Below are 24,621 nucleotides of genomic sequence, written 5' to 3'. Positions count from 1 at the left end.
GGACCTTGGGAATCGACATGAATCACCCTCACTACTCAAGACCGCGCAGGCTGCTGCACTGGCTGTTCGCCGCCGTTGTCCTGTGGGCCACGATCAGCGGCTATGCCAGCGCGCTGTTGCAGCCGCCATGCTCGGTCCAACAGGCGATCGCCTTTATCAACGTCTCGCTGACCACCCTGCTGGTGCCGCTGTTTGTCCTGCGGCTGTTCTACCTTGTGCGCCATCCCGCTCCACCGGCTCCCGCCCATCAGAGCGCGGGTGAACGCCGCCTGGTGCATGCCGGGCACAGCGCATTGCTGGTCACCCTCGGCACCGTGCTGCTCAGCGGCGTGCTGATGATGTCGCGCCCGATCGACCTGTTCGGCCTGCAGCTCCCGCAACCCTTGCAGGCCCCGGCGGCCATCACCTTTTTCGAAGAGCTTCACCACTACAGCTGCATGGTCCTGGCCCTGCTGGTGACCGGCCATATCGCCGCGGTGATCCTCCATCAATTGCGCGGGCATGGCGTGCTCAGACGCATGCTGCCCAAACGCCCATGAAAACGCTGCTCTCATGGCGCCCGCGCGGCTCCGGCCAACGCTACCTGCTCCCCGCCAGCCTGGTCGCCCTCGGCCTGTGGCTGACCTGGCTCGGCCTCGACAGCTGGACCTACCGGCAAGTGCTGGCGGGCCAGCCGGTGCCGGCCGCGGTGCCGAGCGCCAGCGCCGAAAAGCTGCTGCCCGCGCCCCTGGACGACCGCAATATCGCCCGGGTCTTCGGTGCCGTGCCGGTCGAATTCGACAGCGCGCAAGCCAGCCTGCCGCTGGTCCTGCTCGCCAGCCTGCTGGGCAACCAGCCCGAGCAATCCAGGGCCCTGATCCAGTACGCCGACAGCCGGGCCTTCTACTCCCCGGGCGAACGCCTGCCCGACGGCACGCTGCTCAAGAGCGTCAGCGCCGATCAGGTGGTGGTAGTGCGTAACGGCCGTGAACAGAACCTGCTGTTGCCCGGGCGCCAGATGCGCCTGCTCAGCCCCCAGACAACCCCGCCGGCGGTCGCCGAGCAAAAAGCCACGGCCCTTCTGCAAGCGATAGAGAACACACCATGAAACTGTCCAAGATTGCAGGCGCCGTGCTCAGCCTCGGCCTCCTGCTGAATGCCCTGCCCGGTAGCGCGGCCCTCACCACCCAGCGCCTGTGGACGCTGAACATGAAGGACGCCGAACTGCGCGACCTGGCCAGCGAGGTCGGGGAAATCACCGGCAAGACCCTGGTGGTCGATGCCCGGCTGCAAGGCAAGGTCAGCGTGCAATCGTCCAATGCCCTGGACAAGGACGGTATCTATTCGCTGTTCCTCAGCGTGCTGCGCAGCCAGGGTTTCGTCGCCCTGGACCAGGGCGACCGGGTGCTGATCATGCCGGCGGTGGAAGCCAAGACCAAATCCAGCGAGCAATCCGGCGATGAGTTCGTGACCCGGGTCCTGGACCTGCGCAACGCCAACGCCGCGGAAATCTCCGGGGTGGTGCGCCCGCTGGTGAGCGACGACGCCTATGTCGCGCCCTCGGCCAGCTCCAATGCCCTGGTGGTGTCCGACAGCGCCAGCAACGTCGAGCGCATCCGCCAGGTGGTCAGCGAACTGGACCAGGCCGGCAACCGCTCGTTCAGCACCGTGGCCCTCAAGCACGCCTGGGCCAGCGATGTGGCCCGCACCCTGAACGAAAGCATCAGCCAGACCGGCAACGGCCCTAGCGACGCCAAGGCCGTGGGCGACGCCCGCAGCAACCGGGTGATCCTCGCCGGCTCCGCCCAGGCCCGCCAGCGCATGGCCGAACTGGTCAGGGCCATCGACGTGCCGAGCAATGCCAACGACAGCGCGCGGGTGGTGCGCCTGCACCACAGCGATGCCAAGCAGCTGTCGAAACTGCTCAACGGCATCGGCAAGCGCCTGGAAGACAGCAATCGCGGTGGCGGCGAAGGCAAGGGCGGCGGCAGCTCGATACTGGTGAGCGCCGACGAAAGCCAGAACGCCCTGGTGCTGATGGCCGACCCGGCGCAACTGAGCATGCTCAATAAAGTCATCACCCAGCTGGACCAGCCACGGGCCCAGGTCCTGGTGGAAGCGGCCATTGTCGAGGTCAGCGGCGACATCAACGAAGCCCTTGGCGTGCAATGGGCGGCGCGCGCCGGCAATGTCGCCGGCGGCACCAATTTCAGCGGCACCGGCCTGTCGATCGGCACCCTGCTGAGCCAGGGCAAAGACAAGGACAAGAGCATCACCCTGCCGGACGGCGCCATCATCGGCATCGGCACCAGCAATTTCGGCGCGTTGGTCACTGCCCTGTCCAGCGACTCGAAGAACAACCTGCTGTCCACCCCGAGCCTGCTGACCCTGGACAACGAAGCGGCGGAAATCCTCGTCGGCCAGAACGTGCCGTTCCAGACCGGCTCGTACACCACCGACACTGCCGGCGCCAGCAACCCCTTCACCACCGTGGAACGCCAGGACGTCGGCGTGACCCTCAAGGTGACGCCGCACATCAACGAGGGCAACACCCTGCGCCTGAAGGTCGAACAGGAAAGCTCGGAGCTGGCCAGCGCCCCGCCGGGCATCACCACCAGCGACGTGATCACCAACAAGCGCTCGGTGAAAAGCACCATCCTCGCCGACGACGGCCAGATCATCGTGCTCGGCGGCCTGATCAAGGACAACGTCAAGACCCAGGTCAGCAAGGTCCCGGTGCTGGGCAGCATTCCCTGGCTCGGCCGGCTGTTCAGCAGCACCAAGGACGTCACCGAAAAGACCAACCTGATGGTCTTCCTGCGGCCGACCCTGGTGCGGGGCAGCGCCGATGCCGTCAACGTCAGCGAGCGCAAGTACAACGACCTGCGCAAGCTGCGCGCCAACGGTGACAGCCGTAGCGGCCTGGCCCTGCCCGCCGACTCGCGCCAACTGTTCGATGCCGCGCCGCAGGATGGGACCATCGACATGCGCGCCAGAGAGCCACGCCGATGAGCCCGGTCGCGCGCCTGCCCTTTGGCTTCGCCAAGCGCCATGGCGTCCTGCTGGAGCCCCGGGACAGCGGCCTGCAGCTTTACTGCCGGGCCGACACGCCGGTGGAAATCCTCGCCGAGATCCGCCGCTGCCATGGCCCGCTGCTGGGCCACCGGATACTCGACACCGAGGGTTTCGCCGAGCGGTTGGCCGAGCAGTATCGCGACGGCCGCGACGACGCCATGCAGATGGCCGAGGGCCTGGGCGACCAGATCGCCGGCCAGGACGACCTGGCCAGCCTGGCCGAACAACTGCCGCAGATCACCGACCTGCTGGAGCAGGAAGACGATGCGCCGATCATTCGCCTGATCAACGCGATCCTCGGCGAGGCGGTCAAGGTCAAAGCGTCGGATATCCACCTGGAAACCTTCGAGCAGCACCTGTCCGTGCGCCTGCGGGTCGACGGCCTGCTGCGCGAAGTGCTGCGCCCGCGCCGGGAATTGGCGGGCCTGCTGGTGTCGCGGATCAAGGTCATGTCCAAGCTCGATATTGCCGAAAAGCGCATCCCCCAGGACGGTCGCATCGCCCTGCGCATCGGCGGCCATGAAGTGGATGTGCGGGTCTCCACCCTGCCTTCGGCCTACGGCGAGCGGGTGGTGATGCGCCTGCTCGACAAGCAGGCCGGGCGCCTGAACCTGGGCCGACTGGGCATGGCCGAGGCGATCCGCGGCAAGCTCGAAGACGCCCTGCTGCGCCCCCACGGCATCCTGCTGGTCACCGGCCCCACCGGCTCCGGCAAGACCACCACGCTCTATGCCGGGCTCAGCAGCCTGAACAACCAGACCCGCAACATCCTGACCATCGAAGATCCGGTGGAATACCACCTGGCCGGCATCGGCCAGACCCAGGTCAACACCAAGGTCGACATGACCTTCGCCCGCGGCCTGCGCGCCATCCTGCGCCAGGACCCGGACGTGGTCATGGTCGGCGAGATCCGCGACCGGGAAACCGCCGACATCGCCGTGCAAGCCTCCCTCACCGGCCACCTGGTGCTGTCCACCCTGCACACCAACAGCGCCATCGGCGCCGTCACCCGCCTGCTGGACATGGGCATCGAACCCTTCCTGCTCTGCACCTCGCTGCTCGGCGTGGTCGCCCAGCGCCTGGTGCGGGTGCTCTGCAACGATTGCAAAAACGCTGCGCCCGCCGATGCCGCGGCCTGCCACCAGCTGAACCTCGACCCGCAACAGGCGCCGGTGCTCTATCACCCGGTCGGCTGCCCAGCCTGCCAGAACAGCGGCTATCGCGGCCGCCAGGGCATCTACGAACTGGTGCTGTTCGACGAACCGCTGCGCCAGCTGATCCACGAAGGGGCTGGCGAGGCCGCCTTGACCCACTACGCGCGCCAGCATGCCCACAGCCTGTTCGCCGACGGCCGGGACAAGGTGCTGCAAGGCGTCACCAGCGTCGAAGAACTGCTACGCGTAACTCGGGAGCACTGACCGTGGCCGCCTACGAATACCTCGCGATGTGCAACGCCGGGCGCAAGACCCGCGGCGTGCAGGAAGCCGACAGCGCGCGGCAGGTCCGCCAGCTGCTGCGCGAACGCAATCTGATCGCCCTGCAGGTCAAGCCGGCCCGCGGGCAAAAGGACCGCTCCGGCGCCGCGCTGACCAGCAACCAACGCCTCAGTCCGGCGCAACTGGCCTTGCTGACCCGCCAGCTGGCGACCCTGGTCCAGGCCTCGCTGCCGCTGGAAGAAGTGCTGGCCGCCGTCGCCGCGCAATGCAGCAAGCGCGCGCAGCAGAGCATGATGCTGGCGATCCGTGCGCGAGTGCTGGAAGGCCATGACCTGGCGCGGGCCATGGGCGAATACCCGCGCGCCTTCGCCTCGATGTACCGGGCCACGGTGGCCGCCGGCGAACGCGCCGGCCACCTGGCCCAGGTCCTGATGCAGCTGGCCGACTACACCGAGGCCCGGCATGCCGCCCGCCAGCAGCTGCAACTGGCCATGCTGTACCCGAGCATCCTACTGTTGGCGGCCTTCGGCATCGTCGGTTTTCTGCTCAGTTTCGTGGTGCCGGATGTGGTCAAGGTGTTCATCGACAGTGGCCAGCAACTGCCGGTGCTGACCCGCGGCCTGATCGCCACCAGCGACTTCGCCCGGGACTACGGCCTGGTCCTGTTGCTGATACTCGGCAGCCTCGCCGCCGGCCTGCGCGTAGCCCTGCGCAAGCCCGCCCTGGCCATGCGTTGGCACCAGGTCCAACTGCGCTTGCCGGTGATCGGGCGGGTGATCCAGGCCAGCAACAGCACCCGTTTTGTCAGCACCCTGGCGATTCTCGGACGCAGCGGCGTGCCGCTGGTGGATGCCCTGGAGATTTCCGCCGAGGTGGTCGCCAACCAGCAGATTCGTACTCGTATGAAAGACGTGGCGCGTGCCGTGCGCGAAGGTAGCGGACTGACCCGGGCCCTGGAACAGAGCGGCGATTTCCCGCCGATGATGCTGTACATGATCGCCAGCGGCGAACGCTCGGGGGAACTGGACAGCATGCTCGAACGCGCCGCCCACCAGCAGCAGACCCAGCTGTCCAACGGTATCGCCATGCTGGTCGGGCTGTTCGAGCCGGCAATGCTGGTGTTCATGGGCGCCAGCGTGCTGGTCATCGTCCTGGCGATCCTGATGCCCATTCTCAACCTCAACCAACTCATCACCTGAAGAGCACACAACATGCGCAACCCTTCCCGCCAACGCGGCTTCACCCTGATCGAGATCATGGTGGTCGTGGTGATTCTCGGTGTCCTGGCCGCCCTGGTGGTCCCGCAGATCATGAGCCGTCCGGACCAGGCCAAGGTCACCGCCGCCCGCAGCGACATCAAGGCCGTGGCCACGGCCCTGGAAATCTACAAGCTCGACAACCACCACTACCCCTCGACCCAGCAGGGCCTGGAAGCCCTGGTGAAAAAACCGGCGGGCATGCCGGCAGCACTCAACTGGAACCCCGACGGCTACCTCAAGCGCCTGCCCAAGGACCCCTGGGGCAACCCATATCAGTTCCTCGCCCCGGGTCGCGAAGGCTCGGCCTACGACCTGTATTCCTTCGGTGCCGACGGCCGCAACGGCGGCGACGGGACCAATGCCGACATCGGCAACTGGGAGCCTTGAAGTGCGCAAGCCAATGGCGGGTTTCACCCTGCTGGAGCTGCTGGTGGTCATGGTGATCATCGGCTTGCTGGCCGGCATGGTCGGGCTGGTCCAGAGCGACTCGGGCGGGCAGAAGGCCCGGCGCGAGGCCGAGCGCCTGCAGAACCTCATTGGCTTGCTGCGTGAAGACGCGGTGCTGAACAACCTCAACCACGGCCTGCGCCTGGCGCCGGACCACTACACAGTGCTGAGCCTCGACCGCGGCGGCCAGTGGCAGGCGGACAAGCGCTTCAAGGAGCACCGGCTGCCAGGCGAGTTGCGCCTGAACCTGAAGGATCCACGACCTCAGGGCAAGGAGCCGCAACTCTGGGTACTGGCCAACGACCAGATCTCGCCCTTCAGCCTGCTGCTGGAATACCGCCAGCAGCCGCTGCTGTCGCTGTCCAGCGATGGAGTCGAGGAGGTGCGCCTTGCCCCGGTGCAATGAACAGGCGGGCTTCACCCTGCTGGAAGTGATGGTCGCCCTGGCCATTTTCGCCGTGCTGTCGCTGTCGCTCTACAGCGCCACCGAACACCTGATCGGCAACAACGGTGGCCTCAGCGAACGCACTCTCGCGCAATGGCTGGCGGACAACCGCCTGAACGAGCTGCGCGCCGGCATGCGCCAGCCCCAGAGCCAGCGCCAGGAACCGATCCGCTTCGCCGGGCGCGATTGGCTGCTGACCAGCGAAACCGCCGCGGCGCCCGACCCGCGCTTGCTCAAGATCCTGCTCGAAGTCTCCACCGACGCGCCTATGCCGCGGCAACGCGCGCGCCTGGCGGGCTACCTGGAGGCCCGCCCATGAAACGCCGGCAGCAGGGCTTCACCCTGCTCGAAGTGCTGATCGCCATGGCCCTGTTCAGCCTGCTCGGCCTGGCCTGCTATCAGTTGCTCGAACGCATGATCCATACCGACCAGCGGATTCATCAGCACGAACTGCAACTGCGGCGCCTGCAGCGTGCGGTGGGTATCTTCGAGCGTGACCTGACCCAGGCCATCGCCTACCCGGTCAACGGCAGTTCGGCGCGCCAGGCACTGATCGGCGAGCCCGGGCGCATCCAGCTGGTACGAGGCGGCTGGAGCAATCCCTTGCAGCAGGCGCGCAACGACCTGCTGCTGGTCACCTATCGCTGGAACGACGACCAATGGCTGCGCGAATACCGCAGCCCGGTGGACGGCCCCGACCTGTCCGGCACTGCCGTGCAACAGCTGCTGCTCGATGGCGTCCGGCTCGAACGCCTGCGCTACATCGACGACCAGGGCAAGGCCCACTCCAACTGGCCCGTCGGCCAGGCGCCATTGAGCCTGCCCCAGGCCATTGAACTGGAGCTCGACGCCCCCGGTTATCCCGGCCTGCGGCGGGTGATCCTGCTGCCGGGCTTCAAGGGGCTGGACCATGGTTAAGGCCTGTAGACAACGGGGCATCGCGCTGATCAGCGTGCTGTTGATCACCTCCCTGGCGACCCTGATCGTCAGTGACATGCTGGCTCGCCAGCGCCTGAGCCTGATCGGCAGTTCCAACCAGCTGCTGCAGCAGCAACTGTGGCAACTGGCGCTCAGTGGCGAAGCCTGGGCCCGCGGCCAACTGCGCGATGACTGGCGCGATGAACCGGAGCCCAAGCGCGTGCACCTGGGCCAGCGCTGGGCGCAAAACACACCGCTGTTCGACATCGACGGCGGGCGTATCCGCATCCAGCTGCAGGACCTCAGTGCGCGCTTCAACCTCGGCACCCTGCGCACGCCCAACGACCGGATCAGTCGCCTGCGTTATCAACGCCTGTTGCAGGTGCTCGGCCTGCCGCCCCACGATCCCACGCACCTGCCGCCGGTCCGTGGTTTCGACGGCAAGCCGCTGGCCTGGAACGACAGCAGCGAGCTGATGCGCCTGGAAGGCGTCGACACAGCGGTCATGGAGCGCCTGCGCCCCTGGGTCAGAACCACGCCGGGGGCCCTGAACCTCAACACCGCCCCGGCCGAACAATTGGCCAGCCTGGGCAAGCTCGACCTGGCCCAGGCCGTCGCCCTGGTGCAGGCGCGCCCCGCCGATGGCTACAAGACGGTGCAGGAGTTTCTCGACGCCCCCGCGCTGAAACAGCACGAGATCAACAGCCAGGGGCTCGATGTCAGCAGCCGGTATTTCCAGGCGGTGCTGGATGTCGAACTGGGCGACCGTCAATTGCGCCTGATCAGCCGCCTGCGCATCGAGCCGGACGGCCAGGTCAGCGTACTGCAACGCACCCTCGCCGCCCCTTCCCGTTTTCCGGAGTAATCCCATGCAAGCCTGGCTTTACCTCACCACAGTGAATGCGGACGACGACGCGCCCGTCACCTGGTGGCAAACCGACGGCGAGCCGGTGCACGGTACGCTGCAGCAGGCGGCAGTGCTGGCCGGCCGGCGCCTGACCCTGCTGCTGCCAGCCGAAATCGCCAGCCATCACCGCTTCGACGTACCGCCGCGCAGTGGCCGCTGGCTGCAGCAAGCCATCCATTCGGTGCTGGAAGAACGGCTGCTGGACGACCCCGAGCAGTTGCACCTGGCCCGCGGGCCATTGCAGGCGCGTCGGCACTGCCGCCTGTTCGTCCTGCAACGGCAGTGGCTGGAGCAACTATTGGAACGGCTGGCCCGCCATGGCCTGACGGCCGAGCGCATTCATGTCGATGCCGACTGCCTACCAGACAGCCAGGCACTGGCCCTGCGTTGCCACGAGCGCTGGCTGATCGGCGGGGCCTGCCAGCAACGCCTGGCGCTCGACGACCAGGCCCTCGAAGAGCTGGCCCCACTGCTGCCCGACAACCTGCAACGCAGCGAGGAAACGCCCTGGCCGCTATTGGCCCGGGGCAGCACGCAGGCCATCGATCTGCGCCAGGGCGCCTTCGCCCTGCGCAGCCCGTCGCGCACACCATGGCGGGCGCTGCTGGCGATCCTGGTCATTGCCTGCGACGCTCAAGTGGCACAGGACCTGGGCCATCGCTGGCTGCTGCAACACAAGACCGCCGAGGTGACCGAGGCCAGCCTGGAACTCTGGCGCCAGCGTTTCCCCGACGAGCCGCGGGTGATCGACCTCGCCCGTCAGGTCCAGGCCCGTGCCCAGCAGGCCGGCCAGCCACAACAAAGCCTGGCGCGCCGGCTCGACAGCCTGGCCAGCCAATGGAGCAACAGCGACGGCGGCGATACGCGGATCCGCCGGCTGGACTACCAACAGGCGCAAGGCTGGACCCTGCAAGTCAACGCGCCGGATTTCTCCACCCTCGAACGCCTGCGCGAAGCCCTCGCGCAGCAGGGCGCGAACGTCCAGGCCGACTCGGCCGTGCTCGCTCCCGACGGGGTCAGCGCCCGCCTGAAAATCACGGACTAAGCCATGACCACCCTTTTCAATCGTTACTCGAACCGCTGGCAGCAGCTACCGGCCCGCGATCGCCTGGCCCTGAAGCTGCTCAGCCTGTTCCTGGCCGTGACGCTGTTCTGGACCTTGCTCTGGAGCCCTCAGCGCCAGGCCCTGCAGCAGGCTGAACAGCAGTACCAGGAGGCCCTGCAGTTGCAAACCGATCTGCTCAAGCTGCCTTCGTCCAGCAACGCTCGCGGCCCGCAGGCCAACAGCCGCACCCTGGCCGGCCTGATCACCGCCAGCACGGCCGCGGCCAACCTGAGCATCGAACGCATGGACAGCGAAGAGGCCGGACGCCTCAATCTCAACCTGGGCGGCGCGCTGCAAGACCTGCTGACCTGGCTGGACGACGTGGAAAACCAGGGCGTCAACCTGGTGTCGCTGCAGTTGGAAGTCGACCCTCAGGCCCTGGTCCAGGCGCGCCTGACCTTGGAGTCGAACTGATCGCGCCCGCCGCTCAGCGAGCGGGCTCCTCATCGGCAGGCACAGTGCCCTGCAGGCGCGGGGCCCAATCCTCGACCGCCACCTGCTCGACCCGGCGCTCCAGGGTCCGCCGCCACGACGGCACCAGCGGCAGCTCCAGGCACAGACGAATCTCCTCCAGCGCCACCTCGCGGGAAAACAGCACCGCGCTCAAGCGCGACAGCGGCCACTGCTCGAAGGGGCGCTCGACCTGCTGCAACACATCCCCGGCGCTCAGGCTGCCCGCTTCCAGTACCCGGTAATACCAGCCGGTGCGCCCACTCTGCTGGACCCGCAGCGACATGTCTTTCACGGCAAAGCGGTCATTGAGTTTCCAGCACGGCATGCGGCCCTGGGACACCTCCAGCAACACGCTGCCGACCCGGACACGATCGCCCAGGCAGACGTTCTGCTCGGTCCAGCCGTGGCTGCTGAAGTTCTCGCCAAAGGCGCCCGGCTGTTCCAGCAACGCGTGCGGCCCCAACTCGGCGGCCCAGGCGGCGTAATGCTCGCGGGGGTAGTGATGAATGGCTTTTTCCGTGCCGCCATGCACCCGCAGGTCGCCCTGCTCGTCTTCCAGCAGGCCGACCGGGCCCACCTGCAGACTGCCGGTGCGCGGGGTCTTGGCGATCGCGCTCATGGACCCCGGGCGGCTGTAGGCCACGGCGCGGCCGGTCAACAAGGCATCGAGGGTTATACGCTCAGGGGTCATTACCTTACTCCATGGTTTCATCGGCGAACTGATGTTCCCGGCAGATCAACTCAATGTCGGCAGGCGCCAGCGGCTCTTCGGTCAGGCCACAGAAAGGTCCGCCCGCGACCTGTTGGTGAAAGCGGCAGGTCTTGCACAGGCCGAAGCTCGGCACGTCCTGGGTGCGCTGCACATTGCGCAGCAATTCGCCGAGCAAGTGCTCCAGCTCCTTGGCCTGCCCGCCCATGCGCTGCGCGGCGCTATCGAGGAACGCCGGCGGCATCACCGCCGCCAGCAGGGTCTTGGCCTGCTCGGTCAGCAGCAGGTGCACGCTGCGTTTGTCCCGGGCGTCCTGGCTTTTGCTGATCAGGCCCTTGGCTTCCAGCGCCTTGAGCGACTGCGACACCGTGCCCTTGGTCAGGCCCAGGTAATCGGCCACCGCCAGCGGTGTATTGGAGTAGCCGTTGCAGCGCGCCAGGTACAGCAGCGCGCTCAACTGGATCGGCTGGATATCCGCCAGCAGCGGGTGCTCGCGAAACCAGACGCGGGTCAGGCTGGTAAGCCTCTCAAGCAAATCGAACAGCACAGGGGCATTTCCCGGATCAATACTTGCGATAAATAGTATCGAATAAAAACTATATTGACAAAGGGCAAAGGCAGTGAAAATCTAAATACAGTATCGATCCGATACCTTTATTGGAGGCTCACCCCATGACACACGCTCGTTACTACCACGCTGGCTGCCCGGTTTGCGTCGAGACGGAACAGACCCTGCTGGAACTGCTGGACCCGCAAATCAAAGTGGAAATCGTCCACCTCGGCCAGGCACCCGCGCGGATCGCCGAGGCCGAAGCCGCCGGCGTCAAGTCGGTGCCGGCCCTGGTGGTCGCGGACAAGGTCCTGCACCTGAACTTCGGCGCGTCCCTGGCCGACCTCAAGTAGATCCGCTCGCCAGCGCACTCCCGACGAGGCGCTGGCGCCCTCTTTTCTCGACGGATGAAACCGCCATGAACGTGAAAGTCTTCGACACCCATGTGCGCACCCGCGCAGGCCACTACCTGCACTTCGACGTGCTGACCGAAACCCATGACGCCGCCCTGGCCCGGCAATACGCTTTTGCCTGGCTGGACAGCCTGGGCGTGCGGGAAAGCGATATCTCGCAGAACGAATGCCGCTTCTGCCACAACCAGATCGGCGATCCACGGGTGCGGCAAGGCATCGCTCGCCAAGGTTATTTCATCATCCCGCTGCAAGGTTTCGCGACCGCAGGCTTCGAGGCGACCGGCCTGGAGGTGAGCGGATGAACGCCTATAAACCGCTGGACTGCGACCTGCACGACTACCTGGAAATCGCCTGCATGCATGGCTACCGGCTGCTGGTGGAACGGGTCGATGGCAGCCAGTTCGAGGCGCTCGGCAAGACCACCCGCACCAGTGCCAGCGGCGAAGAATTCTTCTGCCTGGAGGGTGCCGAAGGTCCGCTCGAAATACGCCTCGACCAGTTGCTGGCAATCACCCCGCTGGACGCCAAGCGCAGTTTCGGCCGCATCGTCCTGGCCGGGCAACACTGCTCGATCTGACGCAGCAAGGGCCTTGGTCAAGGGCAAAAAAAAAGCGCCGACATCACTGTCGGCGCCCTTTCGTTCAAGGCATATCCTCAGGCTTTTTTGGTCCGCGGCAGGAAGATCGCCAGCAGGCCGAACAGCGGCAGGAACGAGCACAGGAAGTACACGTACTCGATGCCGTGGATGTCCGCCAGGTGACCCAGCAGCGCCGCGCCGATCCCGCCGAAACCGAACATCAGGCCGAAGAACACCCCGGCGATCATGCCGACGTTGCCCGGCACCAGCTCCTGGGCGTAGACCACGATGGCCGAGAACGCCGACGCCAGGATGAAGCCGATCACCACGCTGAGCACGCTGGTCCAGAACAGGTCGACATGGGGCAGCAGCAAGGTGAACGGCGCCACGCCGAGGATCGAGAACCAGATCACCGCCTTGCGCCCGATCTTGTCGCCGATCGGCCCGCCGAAGAAGGTCCCGGCCGCCACCGCGCCGAGGAAGAGGAACAGGTGCAGCTGCGAGCTGGCCACCGACAGGTCGAACTTCTCGATCAGGTAGAAGGTGAAGTAGCTGGTGAGACTGGCCATGTAGAAATACTTGGAGAACACCAGCAGCCCCAGCACCACCAGGGCGCTGAGCACCCGCCCCTTGGACAGCCCGTGGGTCGCCGCCTGGCCCTGCTTGAGCTTGAACAGCTTGAGGTGACTGGCATACCAGCGGCTGATGGCGTAGAGCAGCCCCAGGGCGAACACCGCGAACAGGCCCATCCAGGCCACATTGCCCTGGCCGAAAGGAATGATGATCGCCGCCGCCAGCAGCGGGCCGAAGGCCGTGCCGGCGTTGCCGCCGACCTGGAAGGTCGATTGCGCCAGGCCGAAACGTCCGCCGGAGGCCAGCCGCGCCACCCGCGAGGCTTCCGGGTGGAAGGTCGAGGAACCGACGCCGATCAGCCCCGCCGCCAGCAGGATCAAGGCAAAGCTGCCGACCTGGGACATCATCAGGATGCCGATCAGGGTGCAGATCATGCCCACCGGCAGCAAATACGGCTTGGGATGGCGGTCGGTGTAATAACCGACCCACGGCTGCAGCAGCGAGGCCGTGAGCTGGAAGGTCAGGGTAATCAGGCCGACCTGGGTGAAGGTCAGGCCGTAGCTGGCCTTGAGCATCGGGTAGATCGCCGGCAGCACCGCCTGGATCAGGTCGTTGATCAAATGCGCCAGCGCCACCGCGCCAATGATGCGCAGCACCAGGGGGCTGCTTTGAGAGGCCGCGGGAGTCGCTACAGAGGCGGACTGAAGGTTGCTGAGAGCCATGAGAGTTTCCGTACAGCAGATGGATGCGCAGTTGCAGGGTTGGCCAATGTGCCATTTTTCGGTGCGCCGCGGCTATCCCCTTAGCTTGCTAACGACTTGAATATTTCGCTTGATGCGTAGCACAACAAAACATCGAAGCCTGCGTTCAGCGGCACGGCCGATACAAACCGGCCAATACGGCGTAGCGACTAAAACACAGGTCAGGGGTCACGGCCGCTGCACGCGCAATCGCAGGATGCACTGGCGGCTACAGGAGGGATTTTGATAAACGGTTGATAGCGTAGATAATTTTTTTATAAAAAGCGCTTGACGCCTTACCGTTCTACGCGAATAATGCGCGCCACTTGGCTACATAGCTCAGTTGGTTAGAGCATAGCATTCATAATGCTGGGGTCCGGGGTTCAAGTCCCTGTGTAGCCACCAAGTACCTCAACAAAGCCCGCCTTGTGCGGGCTTTGTTGTTTCTGGCTATCTCTCCACCTTCCCTCCCTGTATCTCCCTATCCTCGCCAAATAATTGAACCGAGGGGATGCAAGCCCAAAACGCCGCCCCCCTGCCCCATGAGTGCACCCGCCATTCTCTACGACTGCCTGGACCAAACTGTCGCCTTCAAAGCCGACGGCTGGATCGATGTCACTGTCGCCACCGCTAGCTTCGGCAAAGCCCCCAACGAATGGCTTCACCTCGATTCCACCGATGCACCTACCAGATCTTGCAGGTGCCAAGCCTGTACAAGTCCTCTATAAAACTGCACTCCCTCCCTAAGGAAACCCCAGCGATGCACATGGAAGAGCACACACTGAGCGGAATGAGCGACGAGTTGAAACTCATGCTCGGCCGTTTTCGGCACGAACAATTCGTCGAGAAACTCGGATGGCGGCTACCAGCCCATCCGAGCCAGCCAGGTTGTGAATGGGATCAATACGACACCGAACACGCCCGCTACCTCCTGGCGTTCAATGAAGACTGCGCCATCGTTGGCTGCGCCCGCCTGATTCCCACCACCTTCCCCAACCTGCTTGAAGGGGTGTTCGGCCATACCTGCGCCGGGGCGCCGCCCAAGCATCCAGCCATCTGGGAAATGACTCGTTTCACCACCCGCGAACCGCAATTGGCGATGCCGTTGTTCTGGAGAAGCCTGAAGACGGCCAGCCTGGCGGGCGCAGATGCCATCGTCGGGATCGTCAACAGCACCATGGAGCGCTATTACAAAATCAACGGCGTCCACTACGAACGACTGGGCCCGGTCACGGTGCACCAGAATGAGAAGATCCTCGCCATCAAGCTCTCGGCTCACCGTGAACATCACCGCGGCGCAGCCGCACCGTCAGCCTTCATGTCCGACACATTATTGAAAGAGATAGCTTGATACAGGCCGAGTCGTCCTTCTGGTCGACTCGGAGATAGTAAATGCCCCTCAGATATAGCCCATCGCAACTGCGTAAGACACTGCCTGCACGCGGTTACTGGCGCCGATTTTGCGTTGGATGTTGCGGTGATGGTAATTCACAGTATCGGTGCACACCCCCATGATCACGCCGATTTCCTCCGAGGTCTTGCCGTCGGCCGTCCAGCGCAGCACATCACATTCCCTCCCACTGAACTCCACATCCGTATTGAAGACACGCACGTCGCTCTCCAGCTCGGAAATTTTCTCGTGGATCGCTGCCGCAAACGCCTTGGTCATCAGCTTCAAGGCTTCAAACTCCTGAAGACTGATGGGGTTGTCCTTGCGTGCCAGGCTTAACATCCCGACTCGCCCCTGGGCGTTGAACGAGGGTTGTGCCAGGCCATGGCATAAGTTCGAGTCGTTGGCTTCAGACCACAGGTCCGGGCAACCCCGGAACAACTCATTGCTCCACAAAATGGGGGCCGACGAGACTTTGCTGTGCTTCACCGTGGGGTCGATCACCGCGTAGTTAGCCGCCTGATATCGCTGCACCCAGTCCTCGGGATAATTGCCGTACATACAAGTCCTGGGCCGCATGAACGGGGTCACGCTGCACATGCCGTAGGCAAAGAAATCAAACCGTAGTTCGCGCAAGACCCTCAATGTGACAGCCGTAAACTCCTGCATGTCCATGGTTCGCGCAAAGATATTATAAAAGTACGAATCCCATCCCAACTGCTGCCCTAACTCCATTTTGAGCACCACTAAAGTTGAAAACAGGCCGTTAGACTAGACCAACCTGAACCCCTGTCAACAAGCAAAACCACAGAGTCATAGACCGCTTCGTACTCGCACTAGATTTCCTGCATCCGCCCCAACTAACTAGCCATAGGACATTGCATCCTGACGATGTTAGTAAGCCATTAGTGCCTCCCAGCCGACGAATGAACCTGCCTCTTCACAATAATGCAACAGTTCACCCGGTGTGACTGCAGCCAGCTCGTTCACGCCCTAATCACTACAAGATCTGGTAGTTCCAGCCCCAAGAAATGCAGGTGTATAAACAACACCCGTTCAGCACCGCCACGAAGGAACAATAGTTAAAAACTGTAAATTATCTACCCGCACCAAATTAACTAACCATTTACTTTCAAAAAATACCAGCCCAACTAAGGAGGATGCCGCCATGCCTGCTTCGCTTTCCCCTAGCAGCTTTAATGATCATCTTGAACTTCGCCAAAAAAATCGGGCCACCGTCGAACAGTACATGCGCACTAACGGCAAAGATCGCCTGCGTCGTCATGAATTGTTCACTCAGGATGGCAGTGGCGGCTCCTGGAACACCGAAACCGGTGAACCCCTTGTGTTCAAAGGCCACTCGAAACTGGCCGCCCTCGGCGAATGGCTGGAGAAATGCTTTCCAGACTGGCAATGGCACAACGTCCGGGTATTTGAAACCGATAATCCCAACCACTTCTGGGTGGAAAGCGACGGTCGCGGCAAGACTCTGGTTCCCGGTTACCCCGAAGGTTATTGCGAAAATCATTACATCCATTCTTTCGAACTGGACGACGGCAAGATCACGCAGAACCGTGAATTCATGAACCCCTTCCAACAACTTCGCGCCTTGGGCATCCCTGTTCCAAAAATCAAGCGTGAAGGTATCCCCGCCTCATAAGCCCCCTTATTCATTGGAGATTGAGCATGCCTAATAGCGCAGCGCAACAACTAACCGCTAGCGACACAACTGAACTTCGCCGCAAGAACCGCGCCACGGTCGAGCAATATATGCGTACCAAAGGCCAGGACCGCCTGCGCCGTCATGAACTATTTACCGAAGATGGTACAGGCGGCTTATGGACCACCGACACCGGCGCGCCGATTGTAATCAGTGGCAAAGCCAAGTTGGCCGAACATGCTGTTTGGTCACTCAAGTGCTTCCCGGACTGGGAGTGGTACAACGTCAAAGTATTTGAAACCGATGATCCTAACCATTTCTGGGTCGAGTGCGATGGCCACGGCAAGATTCTCTTTCCCGGCTATCCGGAAGGCTATTACGAGAACCATTTCCTGCACTCCTTCGAGCTGGAAGACGGCAAAGTAAAACGCAATCGCGAGTTTATGAACGTCTTTCAACAACTGCGCGCCCTGGGTATTCCAGTACCGCAAATCAAACGCGAAGGCATCCCAACTTAATTCTCTCGTGAGAGTGATCGCATCATGGAAGACTTACTGAAACGGGTATTAAGTTGTGAAGCGTTCCAGCAGCCTCAATGGAGCGAGCCCTCACAATTGCATGACGCGCAGGCCTACCTCAGGGACAGCGCCTCATTGATTCGGGTAGAGGACATCCTGGTGCTGCGCGCCACCTTGGCTCGTGTAGCGGCCGGCGAAGCGATGATCATCCAGTCCGGTGACTGCGCCGAGGACATGGATGAAAGCACGCCCGACCATGTGGCCCGCAAAGCGGCGGTGCTGGACATCCTGGCCGGTGCGTTCCGACTCGTGACCCAGCAACCGGTGGTACGGGTGGGACGGATTGCCGGGCAGTTTGCCAAGCCCCGTTCCAACAACAACGAACGCATTGGCGATGTTGAATTGCCGGTGTATCGCGGCGACATGGTCAACGGCCGCGAGGCCGTCTGCGGCCATCGCCAGCACGATGCGCAACGCCTGGTTCGAGGCTATAGCGCCGCGCGGGACATCATGCAGCACCTGGGCTGGAAAGCGTCGGCAGGCCAGGAGCAACTCATAGGTTCACCGGCCTGGACCAGCCACGAAATGCTGGTACTCGACTACGAACTGCCACAACTGCGCCAGGACGAACAGGGCCGGGTATTTCTCGGTTCTACCCACTGGCCGTGGATCGGCGAGCGTACCCGTCAGTTAACGGGCGCTCACGTGGCGCTGCTCAGCGAAGTGCTCAATCCGGTGGCGTGCAAGGTCGGCCCGGACATCACCCGGGACCAGTTGCTGAGCCTGTGTGAACGCCTGGACTCCAAGCGCGAACCCGGCCGGCTGACCCTGATTGCCCGCATGGGCGCCCACAAGGTCGCCGATCGCCTGCCTCCGCTGGTTGAAGCGGTGCGCCAGGCCGGCCACAAGATCATCTGGCTGAGCGACCCGATGCACGGCAACACCATCGTTGCGCCCTGCGGCAACAAGACCCGCATGGTGCAGGCCATCACCGAGGAAATCACCGCCTTCAGGCATGCCGTGACCTCAGCCGGTGGCGTGGCCGCCGGCCTGCACCTGGAAACCACCCCTGACGACGTCAGCGAGTGCGCTTCCGATGCCGCCGGCCTGAATCAGGTCGCCAGCCGCTACAAAAGCCTGTGCGACCCGCGCCTGAACCCCTGGCAAGCCATTACTGCGGTGATGGCCTGGAAAAACCAGCCCTCCTCAACCCTTGCCTCCTTTTGACTGGAGTTTGTCGCCATGACCGGCATTCCATCGATAGTCCCTTACGCCCTGCCTACTTCCCGCGACCTGCCCATCAACCTCGCGCAATGGAGCATCGACCCCGAGCGTGCCGTGCTGCTGGTGCATGATATGCAGCGCTACTTCCTGCGGCCCTTGCCCGACGCTTTGCGTGAACAAGTGGTGAGCAATGCCGCGCGCATTCGCCAGTGGGCTGCCGACAACGGCGTTCCGGTGGCCTACACCGCCCAGCCTGGCAGCATGAGCGAGGAGCAACGCGGGCTGCTCAAGGACTTCTGGGGCCCAGGCATGAAGGCTAGCGCCACCGACCGCGAGGTGGTCGACGCCCTGACGCCCAAGCCCAGTGACTGGCTGCTGACCAAGTGGCGCTACAGCGCGTTCTTCAACTCCGACCTGCTGGAACGCATGCGCGCCAACGACCGCGATCAGTTGATCCTGTGCGGGGTGTACGCCCATGTCGGGGTACTGATTTCCACCGTGGATGCCTACTCCAACGATATCCAGCCCTTCCTCGTTGCCGACGCTATCGCCGACTTCAGCAAGGAGCACCACTGGATGGCCATCGAATACGCCGCCAGCCGTTGCGCCATGGTCATCACCACCGACGAGGTGGTGCTATGAACCAAGCCGCAGCCCGTCTCATGGAACGCATCCTGCAACCGGTTCCCGAGCCGTTTGCCCTGTTGTACCGCCCGGAATCCAGCGGGCCCGGCCTGCTGGATGTGCTGATCGGCGAAATGTCGGAACCCCAGGTCCTGGCCGATATCGACTTGCCTGCCACCTCGATCGGCGCGCCTCGCCTGGATGTACTGGCGCTGATCCCCTACCGCCAGATTGCCGAACGCGGTTTCGAGGCGGTGGACGATCAGTCGCCGCTGCTGGCGATGAACATCACCGAGCAGCAATCCATCAGCATCGAACGGGTGCTGGGGTTGCTGCCCAACGTGCCGATCGAGTTGAACAGCGAACGCTTCGACCTCAGCGACGCGAGCTACGCCGAGATCGTCAGCCAGGTGATCGCCAACGAAATCGGCTCCGGGGAAGGCGCCAACTTCGTCATCAAGCGCACCTTCCTGGCCGAGATCAGCGAGTACGGCCCGGCCAGTGCGCTGTCGTTCTTTCGCCATCTGCTGGAACGGGAGAAAGGCGCCTACTGGACGTTCATCATCCACACCGGCAGCCGTACCTTCGTGGGTGCGTCCCCCGAGCGCCACATCAGCGTCAAGGATGGGCTCGCGGTGATGAACCCCATCAGCGGCACTTACCGCTATCCGCCCGCCGGCCCGAACCTGACCGAAGTCATGGACTTTTTGGCCGATCGCAAGGAGGCCGACGAGCTCTACATGGTGGTGGATGAAGAGCTGAAAATGATGGCGCGCATTTGTGACGACGGCGGCCACGTCCTCGGCCCTTACCTCAAGGAAATGGCGCACCTGGCCCACACCGAGTACTTCATCGAAGGCAAGACCCGTCGCGATGTACGGGAAATCCTGCGCGAAACCCTGTTCGCTCCTACCGTCACCGGCAGCCCGCTGGAAAGCGCCTGCCGGGTCATCCAGCGCTATGAGCCGCAAGGCCGCGCCTACTACAGCGGCATGGCCGCGCTGATCGGCAGCGATGGCAAGGGCGGGCGTTCCTTGGACTCGGCGATCCTGATTCGCACCGCCGACATCGATAACAGCGGCGAGGTGCGGATCAGCGTGGGCTCGACCATCGTGCGCCATTCCGACCCCATGACCGAGGCTGCCGAAAGCCGGGCCAAGGCCACAGGCCTGATCAGCGCCCTGAAAAACCAGATGCCCTCGCGCTTCGGCAACCACCTGCAAGTGCGTGCCGCATTGGCCAGCCGCAATGCCTATGTCTCGGACTTCTGGTTGATGGACAGCCAGCAGCGGCAGCAGACCCAGGACGACTTCAGTGGGCGCCAGGTGCTGATCGTCGACGCCGAAGACACCTTCACCTCGATGATCGCCAAGCAACTGCGGGCCCTGGGCCTGGTGGTGACGGTGTGCAGCTTCAGCGACGAATACAGCTTTGACGGCTACGACCTGGTCATCATGGGCCCCGGCCCCGGCAACCCGAGCGAAGTCCAACTGCCGAAAATCAACCATCTGCACGTGGCCATCCGTTCCTTGCTCAGCCAGCAGCGGCCGTTCCTTGCGGTGTGCCTGAGCCATCAGGTACTGAGCTTGTGCCTGGGCCTGGAACTGCAGCGCAGAGACATTCCCAACCAGGGCGTGCAAAAACAGATCGACCTGTTCGGCAACGCCGAACGGGTGGGTTTCTACAACACCTTCGCCGCCCGGAGTGCGAGTGACCGCCTGGACATCGACGGCATCGGCACCGTCGAAATCAGCCGCGACAGCGAGACCGGCGAAGTGCATGCCCTGCGCGGACCGTCGTTTGCCTCCATGCAGTTCCATGCAGAGTCGCTGCTGACCCAGGAAGGTCCGCGCATCATCGCCGACCTGATGCGGCACGCCCTCATCCACACAGCTGTCGAGAGCAACGCTTCGGCCGCCGGGAGATAACCATGCACCATTACGTCATTATCGACGCCTTTGCCAGCGCCCCGCTGGAAGGCAATCCGGTCGCGGTGTTCTTTGACGCCGATGACTTGTCGGCCACGCAAATGCAACGCATCGCCCGGGAGATGAACCTGTCGGAAACCACCTTCGTGCTCAAGCCACGTAACTGCGGCGATGCGCTGATCCGGATCTTCACCCCGGTCAACGAACTGCCCTTCGCCGGGCACCCGTTGCTGGGCACGGCCATTGCCCTGGGCGCGCACACCGACAATCACCGGCTGTTCCTGGAAACCCAGATGGGCACCATCGCCTTTGAGCTGGAGCGCCAGAACGGCAGCGTCGTCGCCGCCAGCATGGACCAGCCGATACCGACCTGGACGGCCCTGGGGCGCGACGTCGAATTGCTCAAGGCCCTGGGCATCAGCGACTCGACCTTTCCCATCGAGATCTATCACAACGGCCCACGTCATGTGTTTGTCGGCCTGCCGAGCATCGCCGCGTTGTCGGCCCTGCATCCCGACCATCGTGCCCTGTCCAGCTTCCACGACATGGCCATCAACTGTTTTGCCGGCGCGGGACGGCGTTGGCGCAGCCGGATGTTCTCACCGGCCTATGGGGTGGTCGAGGATGCGGCCACGGGCTCCGCTGCCGGGCCCTTGGCGATTCATCTGGCGCGTCATGGCCAGATCGAGTTCGGCCAGCAGATCGAGATTCTTCAGGGCGTGGAAATCGGCCGCCCTTCATTGATGTTCGCCAGGGCCGAGGGCCGCGCCGATCAACTGACGCGGGTCGAAGTATCAGGCAATGGCGTCACCTTCGGACGGGGGACCATCGTTCTATGAACAGTTCAGTACAAGGCAAACCGCTGTTGGGTAAAGGCATGTCGGAATCCCTGACCGGCACCCTGGATGCGCCGTTCCCCGAGTACCAGACGCTGCCTGCCGACCCCATGAGCGTGCTGCACAACTGGCTCGAACGCGCACGCCGCGTGGGCATCCGCGAACCTCGCGCGCTGGCGCTGGCCACGGCTGACAGCCAGGGCCGGCCTTCGACGCGCATCGTGGTGATCAGTGAGATCAGCGAGCGTGGCGTGGTGTTTGCCACCCATGCCGGAAGCCAGAAAGGCCGCGAACTGCTGCAAAACCCATGGGCCTCGGGTGTGCTGTATTGGCGCGAAACCAGTCAGCAAATCATCCTCAATGGCCAGGCCGTGCGCTTGTCGGATGCCAAGGCTGATGAGGCCTGGTTGAAGCGCCCTTATGCCACACATCCGATGTCATCGGTGTCTCGCCAGAGTGAAGAGCTCAAGGATGTTCAGGCCATGCGCGACGCCGCCAGGGAACTGACCGAGGTTCAAGGCCCGCTGCCGCGTCCCGAGGGTTATTGCGTGTTTGAGCTGCGGCTTGAATCGTTGGAATTCTGGGGTAACGGCCAGGAGCGCCTGCATGAACGCTTGCGCTATGACCGCAGCGATACGGGCTGGAAGGTGCGGCGTCTGCAACCCTGAATAACGCAGGTTTTTGCACGAGATCTGCCGCGCTGACGAGTCAGCCAAGGTGACATGACTCACCAAAGACAAACCTGGCGCGGCTCAATGACTAATTACAGGAGTTACTAAATGTGCGGTCTCACAGGATGGGTAGACTATACGCGCAGGCTCGAAGGGGAAGACCCCGCGATTCGCGCGATGACCAATACCCTCGCACTTCGCGGGCCTGATGCCGAAGGCATATGGAAACATCGCCACGCCCTTCTGGGGCATCGGCGGCTGGCGGTCATCGACCTGAGCGGCGGTACCCAGCCGATGGTCTATCGCTTTGCGGACGGCCAGGAGGTCTCGCTGGTCTACACAGGGGAGGTCTACAACCACGACGCATTGCGCGACCAGCTACGGCAGGCGGGGCATGTGTTTCAGACTCGCAGCGATACCGAGGTGGTGCTGCATGCCTACCTGGAATGGGGCGAGCGTTGCTGTGATCACCTGACAGGCATGTTCGCCTTCGCCCTGTTCGACGGACGCGACGGCCACCTGCTCCTGGTACGCGACCGCCTTGGGATCAAGCCGCTGTTCTATGCCCGCCATCGTGAAGGGCTGCTCTTCGGCTCGGAGACCAAGGCCATCCTGGCTCACCCGGAGTTCACTACGGGGCTGGAGGTGACGGGGTTGGTCGACGTGCTCACGCTGTCGAAGGGAACCGCCCAGACGCCTTTCAGGAACCTGATGGAGCTGCTTCCCGGCCACTTCCTGTCCTGGCGCCCCAATGGGCAGATGAAGATCCAGAGCTACTGGAAGGTACGCCGTCAGGAGCACCAGCACGACCTGCAGACGACCGTGCAACAGACCCGCGAGCTGGTCACCCACGCGTTGGGTTCGCAGTTGCATGCCGACGTTCCCGTGTGCTCGCTGCTGTCCGGCGGACTCGACTCCACCACCCTCACGGCTATCGCGCAACGTATTGTGAAGGCGAAGACCGGCGGGAATATCAATTCCTTTTCGGTGGACTTCACTGGCCAGGCCGAGCAGTTCAAGAGCGACGACCTGCGTCCCGACCAGGACCAGCCCTTTGCCCTGTTGGCCGCGGAGTTCATCGGTAGCCGGCACCAGACCGTCCTCATCGACAACGAGGAACTGGTCTCCGACCTGGCGCGCGAGGAGGTGTTCCGCGCCAGGGAACTGCCTTTCACCTTCGGCGACATGGATACCTCGCTGAACCTGTTGTTCAGGGAAATTCGCAAGCACTCCACGGTGGCCATCTCGGGGGAAGGCGCCGATGAGGTCTTCGGTGGCTATGGCTGGTTCCGTGACCCCAAGGTCATAGCCTCCGCGTCCTTTCCATGGTCGTCGCGGGTGAAGTTGCCGGCCGGTTTTATCAATGCCGACTTCAACCGCCAATGCGATCTCGCCCAGTACCAACAGGCGAGCTACGACGATGCGCTGCTGCAGGTCGAACACCTGGCACAAGACAGCCCGCACGAGCGCCGGATGCGCGAGCTTTGCCACATGCACCTGAAACGCTGGATGGTGATGCTGCTGGATCGCAAGGACCGCCTGAGCATGTGCAACAGCCTTGAGGTACGTGTGCCGTTCACCGATCACGAACTGGTCGAGTACATCTATAACGTGCCTTGGTCGATCAAGAGCAAGGATGGCGAGGAGAAGTGGCTGCTCAAGCAGGCCTGTGCCGACTTCGTACCGGAGGCGGTGCTCAAGCGCCGGAAAAGTCCCTATCCGACCTCGGCCGACCTGGGCTACGAACGCTTCCTTCGCCAGAGTGCCCGGCAGCTTCTGCAGGACACGGGGAACCCGGTGTTCGGCATCGTCTCCCACGCCTATATGGCCGAGGAACTGCGCCAGCCCGAGGGCTACTTCAATACGCAAATAAGCCGGCACAGCCTGGAAACAGCACTGGCGCTGGATGCCTGGCTACGCTTGCACAAGATCTCGCTCTGATACGAGCCTGAGGGAGCCACGGCAGGCCCGGCCAGGTACCTGGCATGCCTGTGGCTTCCACGGCCGGCAGGGTGTTTCCAGCTTGATTCGCCACGCGTTGGATCATCTGCCGCTTTTCAGGTTTTTACTGTTCAAGCTCATTCAGCCGCGCCTTTCTCGGTTCGGCTGAATCGAGCCAGGTTTGTCGCAGAACCTATTGTTCGAGTCCTGCCACCTTGGCGGGCTCGTTCAGTTGTAGCGGTC

General features: G+C 63.4%; 28 protein-coding genes and 1 tRNA gene. 25 read left to right on the top strand and 4 right to left on the bottom strand.

Features of this window, described 5'->3' with window-relative positions; translation table 11 throughout:
* The first annotated feature begins 17 nt into the window (after window positions 1-17).
* From J4D52_RS11325 to gspM, 12 genes are read left to right on the top strand one after another with little or no spacing between them, the layout of a single operon-like run.
* The gene (locus tag J4D52_RS11325; RefSeq protein ID WP_102676017.1) at window positions 18-539 is read left to right on the top strand and encodes a cytochrome b; all 522 of its coding nucleotides are present in this window, start codon (window positions 18-20) and stop codon (window positions 537-539) included.
* Window positions 536-1,087, top strand: a complete 552-nt coding sequence (locus J4D52_RS11320) for a type II secretion system protein N (protein WP_063432965.1) — start codon at window positions 536-538, stop codon at window positions 1,085-1,087. The genes J4D52_RS11325 and J4D52_RS11320 overlap by 4 nt, the downstream gene beginning before the upstream one ends.
* The gene (gene gspD / locus J4D52_RS11315) at window positions 1,084-2,991 is read left to right on the top strand and encodes a type II secretion system secretin GspD (RefSeq protein ID WP_063432966.1); all 1,908 of its coding nucleotides are present in this window, start codon (window positions 1,084-1,086) and stop codon (window positions 2,989-2,991) included. The genes J4D52_RS11320 and gspD overlap by 4 nt, the downstream gene beginning before the upstream one ends.
* Window positions 2,988-4,472 (top strand): type II secretion system ATPase GspE, encoded by a 1,485-nt coding sequence (gene gspE, locus J4D52_RS11310; protein WP_063432967.1) that lies wholly within the window; start codon window positions 2,988-2,990, stop codon window positions 4,470-4,472. Before gspD ends, gspE begins: the two co-directional genes overlap by 4 nt.
* A gap of 2 nt (window positions 4,473-4,474) precedes the next feature.
* The gene (gene gspF / locus J4D52_RS11305; RefSeq protein WP_102676016.1) at window positions 4,475-5,689 is read left to right on the top strand and encodes a type II secretion system inner membrane protein GspF; all 1,215 of its coding nucleotides are present in this window, start codon (window positions 4,475-4,477) and stop codon (window positions 5,687-5,689) included.
* A gap of 12 nt (window positions 5,690-5,701) precedes the next feature.
* Window positions 5,702-6,136: a type II secretion system major pseudopilin GspG gene (gene gspG, locus J4D52_RS11300; RefSeq protein ID WP_009045575.1), complete on the top strand. Its 435-nt coding sequence runs from the start codon at window positions 5,702-5,704 to the stop codon at window positions 6,134-6,136.
* A gap of 1 nt (window position 6,137) precedes the next feature.
* The gene (gene gspH, locus J4D52_RS11295; protein WP_102676015.1) at window positions 6,138-6,602 is read left to right on the top strand and encodes a type II secretion system minor pseudopilin GspH; all 465 of its coding nucleotides are present in this window, start codon (window positions 6,138-6,140) and stop codon (window positions 6,600-6,602) included.
* Entirely contained in the window at window positions 6,586-6,960 is a 375-nt protein-coding gene (gene gspI / locus J4D52_RS11290) for a type II secretion system minor pseudopilin GspI (protein WP_025806262.1), read from the top strand. Before gspH ends, gspI begins: the two co-directional genes overlap by 17 nt.
* Complete coding sequence (gene gspJ, locus J4D52_RS11285; protein WP_102676014.1) at window positions 6,957-7,559, top strand: type II secretion system minor pseudopilin GspJ; 603 nt, start codon at window positions 6,957-6,959, stop codon at window positions 7,557-7,559. Before gspI ends, gspJ begins: the two co-directional genes overlap by 4 nt.
* Window positions 7,552-8,424, top strand: coding sequence for a type II secretion system protein GspK (locus tag J4D52_RS11280; protein WP_102676013.1), 873 nt, complete (start codon window positions 7,552-7,554; stop codon window positions 8,422-8,424). The genes gspJ and J4D52_RS11280 overlap by 8 nt, the downstream gene beginning before the upstream one ends.
* A 4-nt stretch (window positions 8,425-8,428) precedes the next feature.
* Window positions 8,429-9,511, top strand: coding sequence for a type II secretion system protein GspL (gene gspL / locus J4D52_RS11275; protein WP_102676012.1), 1,083 nt, complete (start codon window positions 8,429-8,431; stop codon window positions 9,509-9,511).
* A gap of 3 nt (window positions 9,512-9,514) precedes the next feature.
* Window positions 9,515-9,985 carry a type II secretion system protein GspM gene (gspM, locus tag J4D52_RS11270; RefSeq protein ID WP_063432974.1) on the top strand — a complete coding sequence of 157 codons (471 nt, stop codon included), beginning with the start codon at window positions 9,515-9,517 and terminating at the stop codon, window positions 9,983-9,985.
* A 13-nt stretch (window positions 9,986-9,998) separates the two neighbouring features.
* Here gspM and J4D52_RS11265 read toward each other — a convergent pair whose 3' ends face one another.
* Window positions 9,999-10,715, bottom strand: coding sequence for an MOSC domain-containing protein (locus J4D52_RS11265; RefSeq protein ID WP_025806269.1), 717 nt, complete (start codon window positions 10,713-10,715; stop codon window positions 9,999-10,001).
* A gap of 4 nt (window positions 10,716-10,719) precedes the next feature.
* Window positions 10,720-11,280: a MarR family winged helix-turn-helix transcriptional regulator gene (locus tag J4D52_RS11260; protein WP_025806270.1), complete on the bottom strand. Its 561-nt coding sequence runs from the start codon at window positions 11,278-11,280 to the stop codon at window positions 10,720-10,722.
* A 125-nt stretch (window positions 11,281-11,405) separates the two neighbouring features.
* On the opposite strand from J4D52_RS11260, the gene J4D52_RS11255 reads away from it, so the two are divergent.
* The 3 genes from J4D52_RS11255 to J4D52_RS11245 all read left to right on the top strand — a co-directional run bounded on the left by J4D52_RS11255 (window position 11,406) and on the right by J4D52_RS11245 (window position 12,273).
* Window positions 11,406-11,636, top strand: a complete 231-nt coding sequence (locus tag J4D52_RS11255) for a hypothetical protein (protein WP_063432976.1) — start codon at window positions 11,406-11,408, stop codon at window positions 11,634-11,636.
* Window positions 11,637-11,701: 65 nt separating this feature from the next.
* The gene (locus tag J4D52_RS11250) at window positions 11,702-11,998 is read left to right on the top strand and encodes a DUF2024 family protein (RefSeq protein WP_063432977.1); all 297 of its coding nucleotides are present in this window, start codon (window positions 11,702-11,704) and stop codon (window positions 11,996-11,998) included.
* Window positions 11,995-12,273, top strand: a complete 279-nt coding sequence (locus J4D52_RS11245; protein WP_063432978.1) for a Rho-binding antiterminator — start codon at window positions 11,995-11,997, stop codon at window positions 12,271-12,273. The genes J4D52_RS11250 and J4D52_RS11245 overlap by 4 nt, the downstream gene beginning before the upstream one ends.
* Window positions 12,274-12,350: 77 nt before the next feature.
* On the opposite strand, the gene J4D52_RS11240 is transcribed toward J4D52_RS11245, so the two are convergent.
* Window positions 12,351-13,568: an MFS transporter gene (locus J4D52_RS11240; RefSeq protein WP_025806275.1), complete on the bottom strand. Its 1,218-nt coding sequence runs from the start codon at window positions 13,566-13,568 to the stop codon at window positions 12,351-12,353.
* Window positions 13,569-13,914: 346 nt separating this feature from the next.
* Between J4D52_RS11240 and J4D52_RS11235 the strand changes: the two genes are divergently transcribed.
* Both J4D52_RS11235 and J4D52_RS11230 read left to right on the top strand, forming a co-directional pair.
* Window positions 13,915-13,991, top strand: a tRNA-Met gene (locus J4D52_RS11235).
* 355 nt (window positions 13,992-14,346) lie between these two features.
* Window positions 14,347-14,937, top strand: a complete 591-nt coding sequence (locus J4D52_RS11230) for an acyl-homoserine-lactone synthase (protein WP_102676011.1) — start codon at window positions 14,347-14,349, stop codon at window positions 14,935-14,937.
* A gap of 48 nt (window positions 14,938-14,985) precedes the next feature.
* On the opposite strand, the gene J4D52_RS11225 is transcribed toward J4D52_RS11230, so the two are convergent.
* Window positions 14,986-15,711 (bottom strand): autoinducer binding domain-containing protein, encoded by a 726-nt coding sequence (locus J4D52_RS11225; RefSeq protein WP_025806277.1) that lies wholly within the window; start codon window positions 15,709-15,711, stop codon window positions 14,986-14,988.
* Window positions 15,712-16,144: 433 nt separating this feature from the next.
* On the opposite strand from J4D52_RS11225, the gene J4D52_RS11220 reads away from it, so the two are divergent.
* From J4D52_RS11220 to asnB, 8 genes are all read left to right on the top strand, one after another.
* Window positions 16,145-16,636, top strand: a complete 492-nt coding sequence (locus J4D52_RS11220; RefSeq protein ID WP_063432980.1) for a PhzA/PhzB family protein — start codon at window positions 16,145-16,147, stop codon at window positions 16,634-16,636.
* Window positions 16,637-16,662: 26 nt separating this feature from the next.
* A complete protein-coding gene (locus J4D52_RS11215) occupies window positions 16,663-17,154 on the top strand; it encodes a phenazine biosynthesis protein (protein WP_025806279.1) in 492 nt (163 codons plus the stop codon).
* 24 nt (window positions 17,155-17,178) lie between these two features.
* Entirely contained in the window at window positions 17,179-18,381 is a 1,203-nt protein-coding gene (locus tag J4D52_RS11210; RefSeq protein WP_063432981.1) for a 3-deoxy-7-phosphoheptulonate synthase, read from the top strand.
* A gap of 15 nt (window positions 18,382-18,396) precedes the next feature.
* Window positions 18,397-19,020: an isochorismatase family protein gene (locus J4D52_RS11205; protein ID WP_063432982.1), complete on the top strand. Its 624-nt coding sequence runs from the start codon at window positions 18,397-18,399 to the stop codon at window positions 19,018-19,020.
* A gap of 20 nt (window positions 19,021-19,040) precedes the next feature.
* Window positions 19,041-20,930: an anthranilate synthase family protein gene (locus J4D52_RS11200; protein WP_371860270.1), complete on the top strand. Its 1,890-nt coding sequence runs from the start codon at window positions 19,041-19,043 to the stop codon at window positions 20,928-20,930.
* A 2-nt stretch (window positions 20,931-20,932) separates the two neighbouring features.
* Complete coding sequence (locus tag J4D52_RS11195) at window positions 20,933-21,769, top strand: PhzF family phenazine biosynthesis protein (RefSeq protein WP_025806284.1); 837 nt, start codon at window positions 20,933-20,935, stop codon at window positions 21,767-21,769.
* Window positions 21,766-22,434, top strand: a complete 669-nt coding sequence (gene phzG, locus J4D52_RS11190) for a phenazine biosynthesis FMN-dependent oxidase PhzG (protein WP_036997989.1) — start codon at window positions 21,766-21,768, stop codon at window positions 22,432-22,434. Before J4D52_RS11195 ends, phzG begins: the two co-directional genes overlap by 4 nt.
* A gap of 111 nt (window positions 22,435-22,545) precedes the next feature.
* Window positions 22,546-24,378, top strand: coding sequence for an asparagine synthase (glutamine-hydrolyzing) (gene asnB / locus J4D52_RS11185; RefSeq protein WP_063432984.1), 1,833 nt, complete (start codon window positions 22,546-22,548; stop codon window positions 24,376-24,378).
* The last annotated feature ends 243 nt before the right edge of the window (window positions 24,379-24,621 follow it).

The sequence above is a fragment of the Pseudomonas sp. GW460-12-10-14-TSB1 genome (assembly GCF_017349775.1).
GTDB lineage: Bacteria > Pseudomonadota > Gammaproteobacteria > Pseudomonadales > Pseudomonadaceae > Aquipseudomonas > Aquipseudomonas piscium.
The sequence above is the reverse complement of the archived record's forward strand: the minus strand, read 5'-3'. Positions and strand labels throughout refer to the sequence as shown.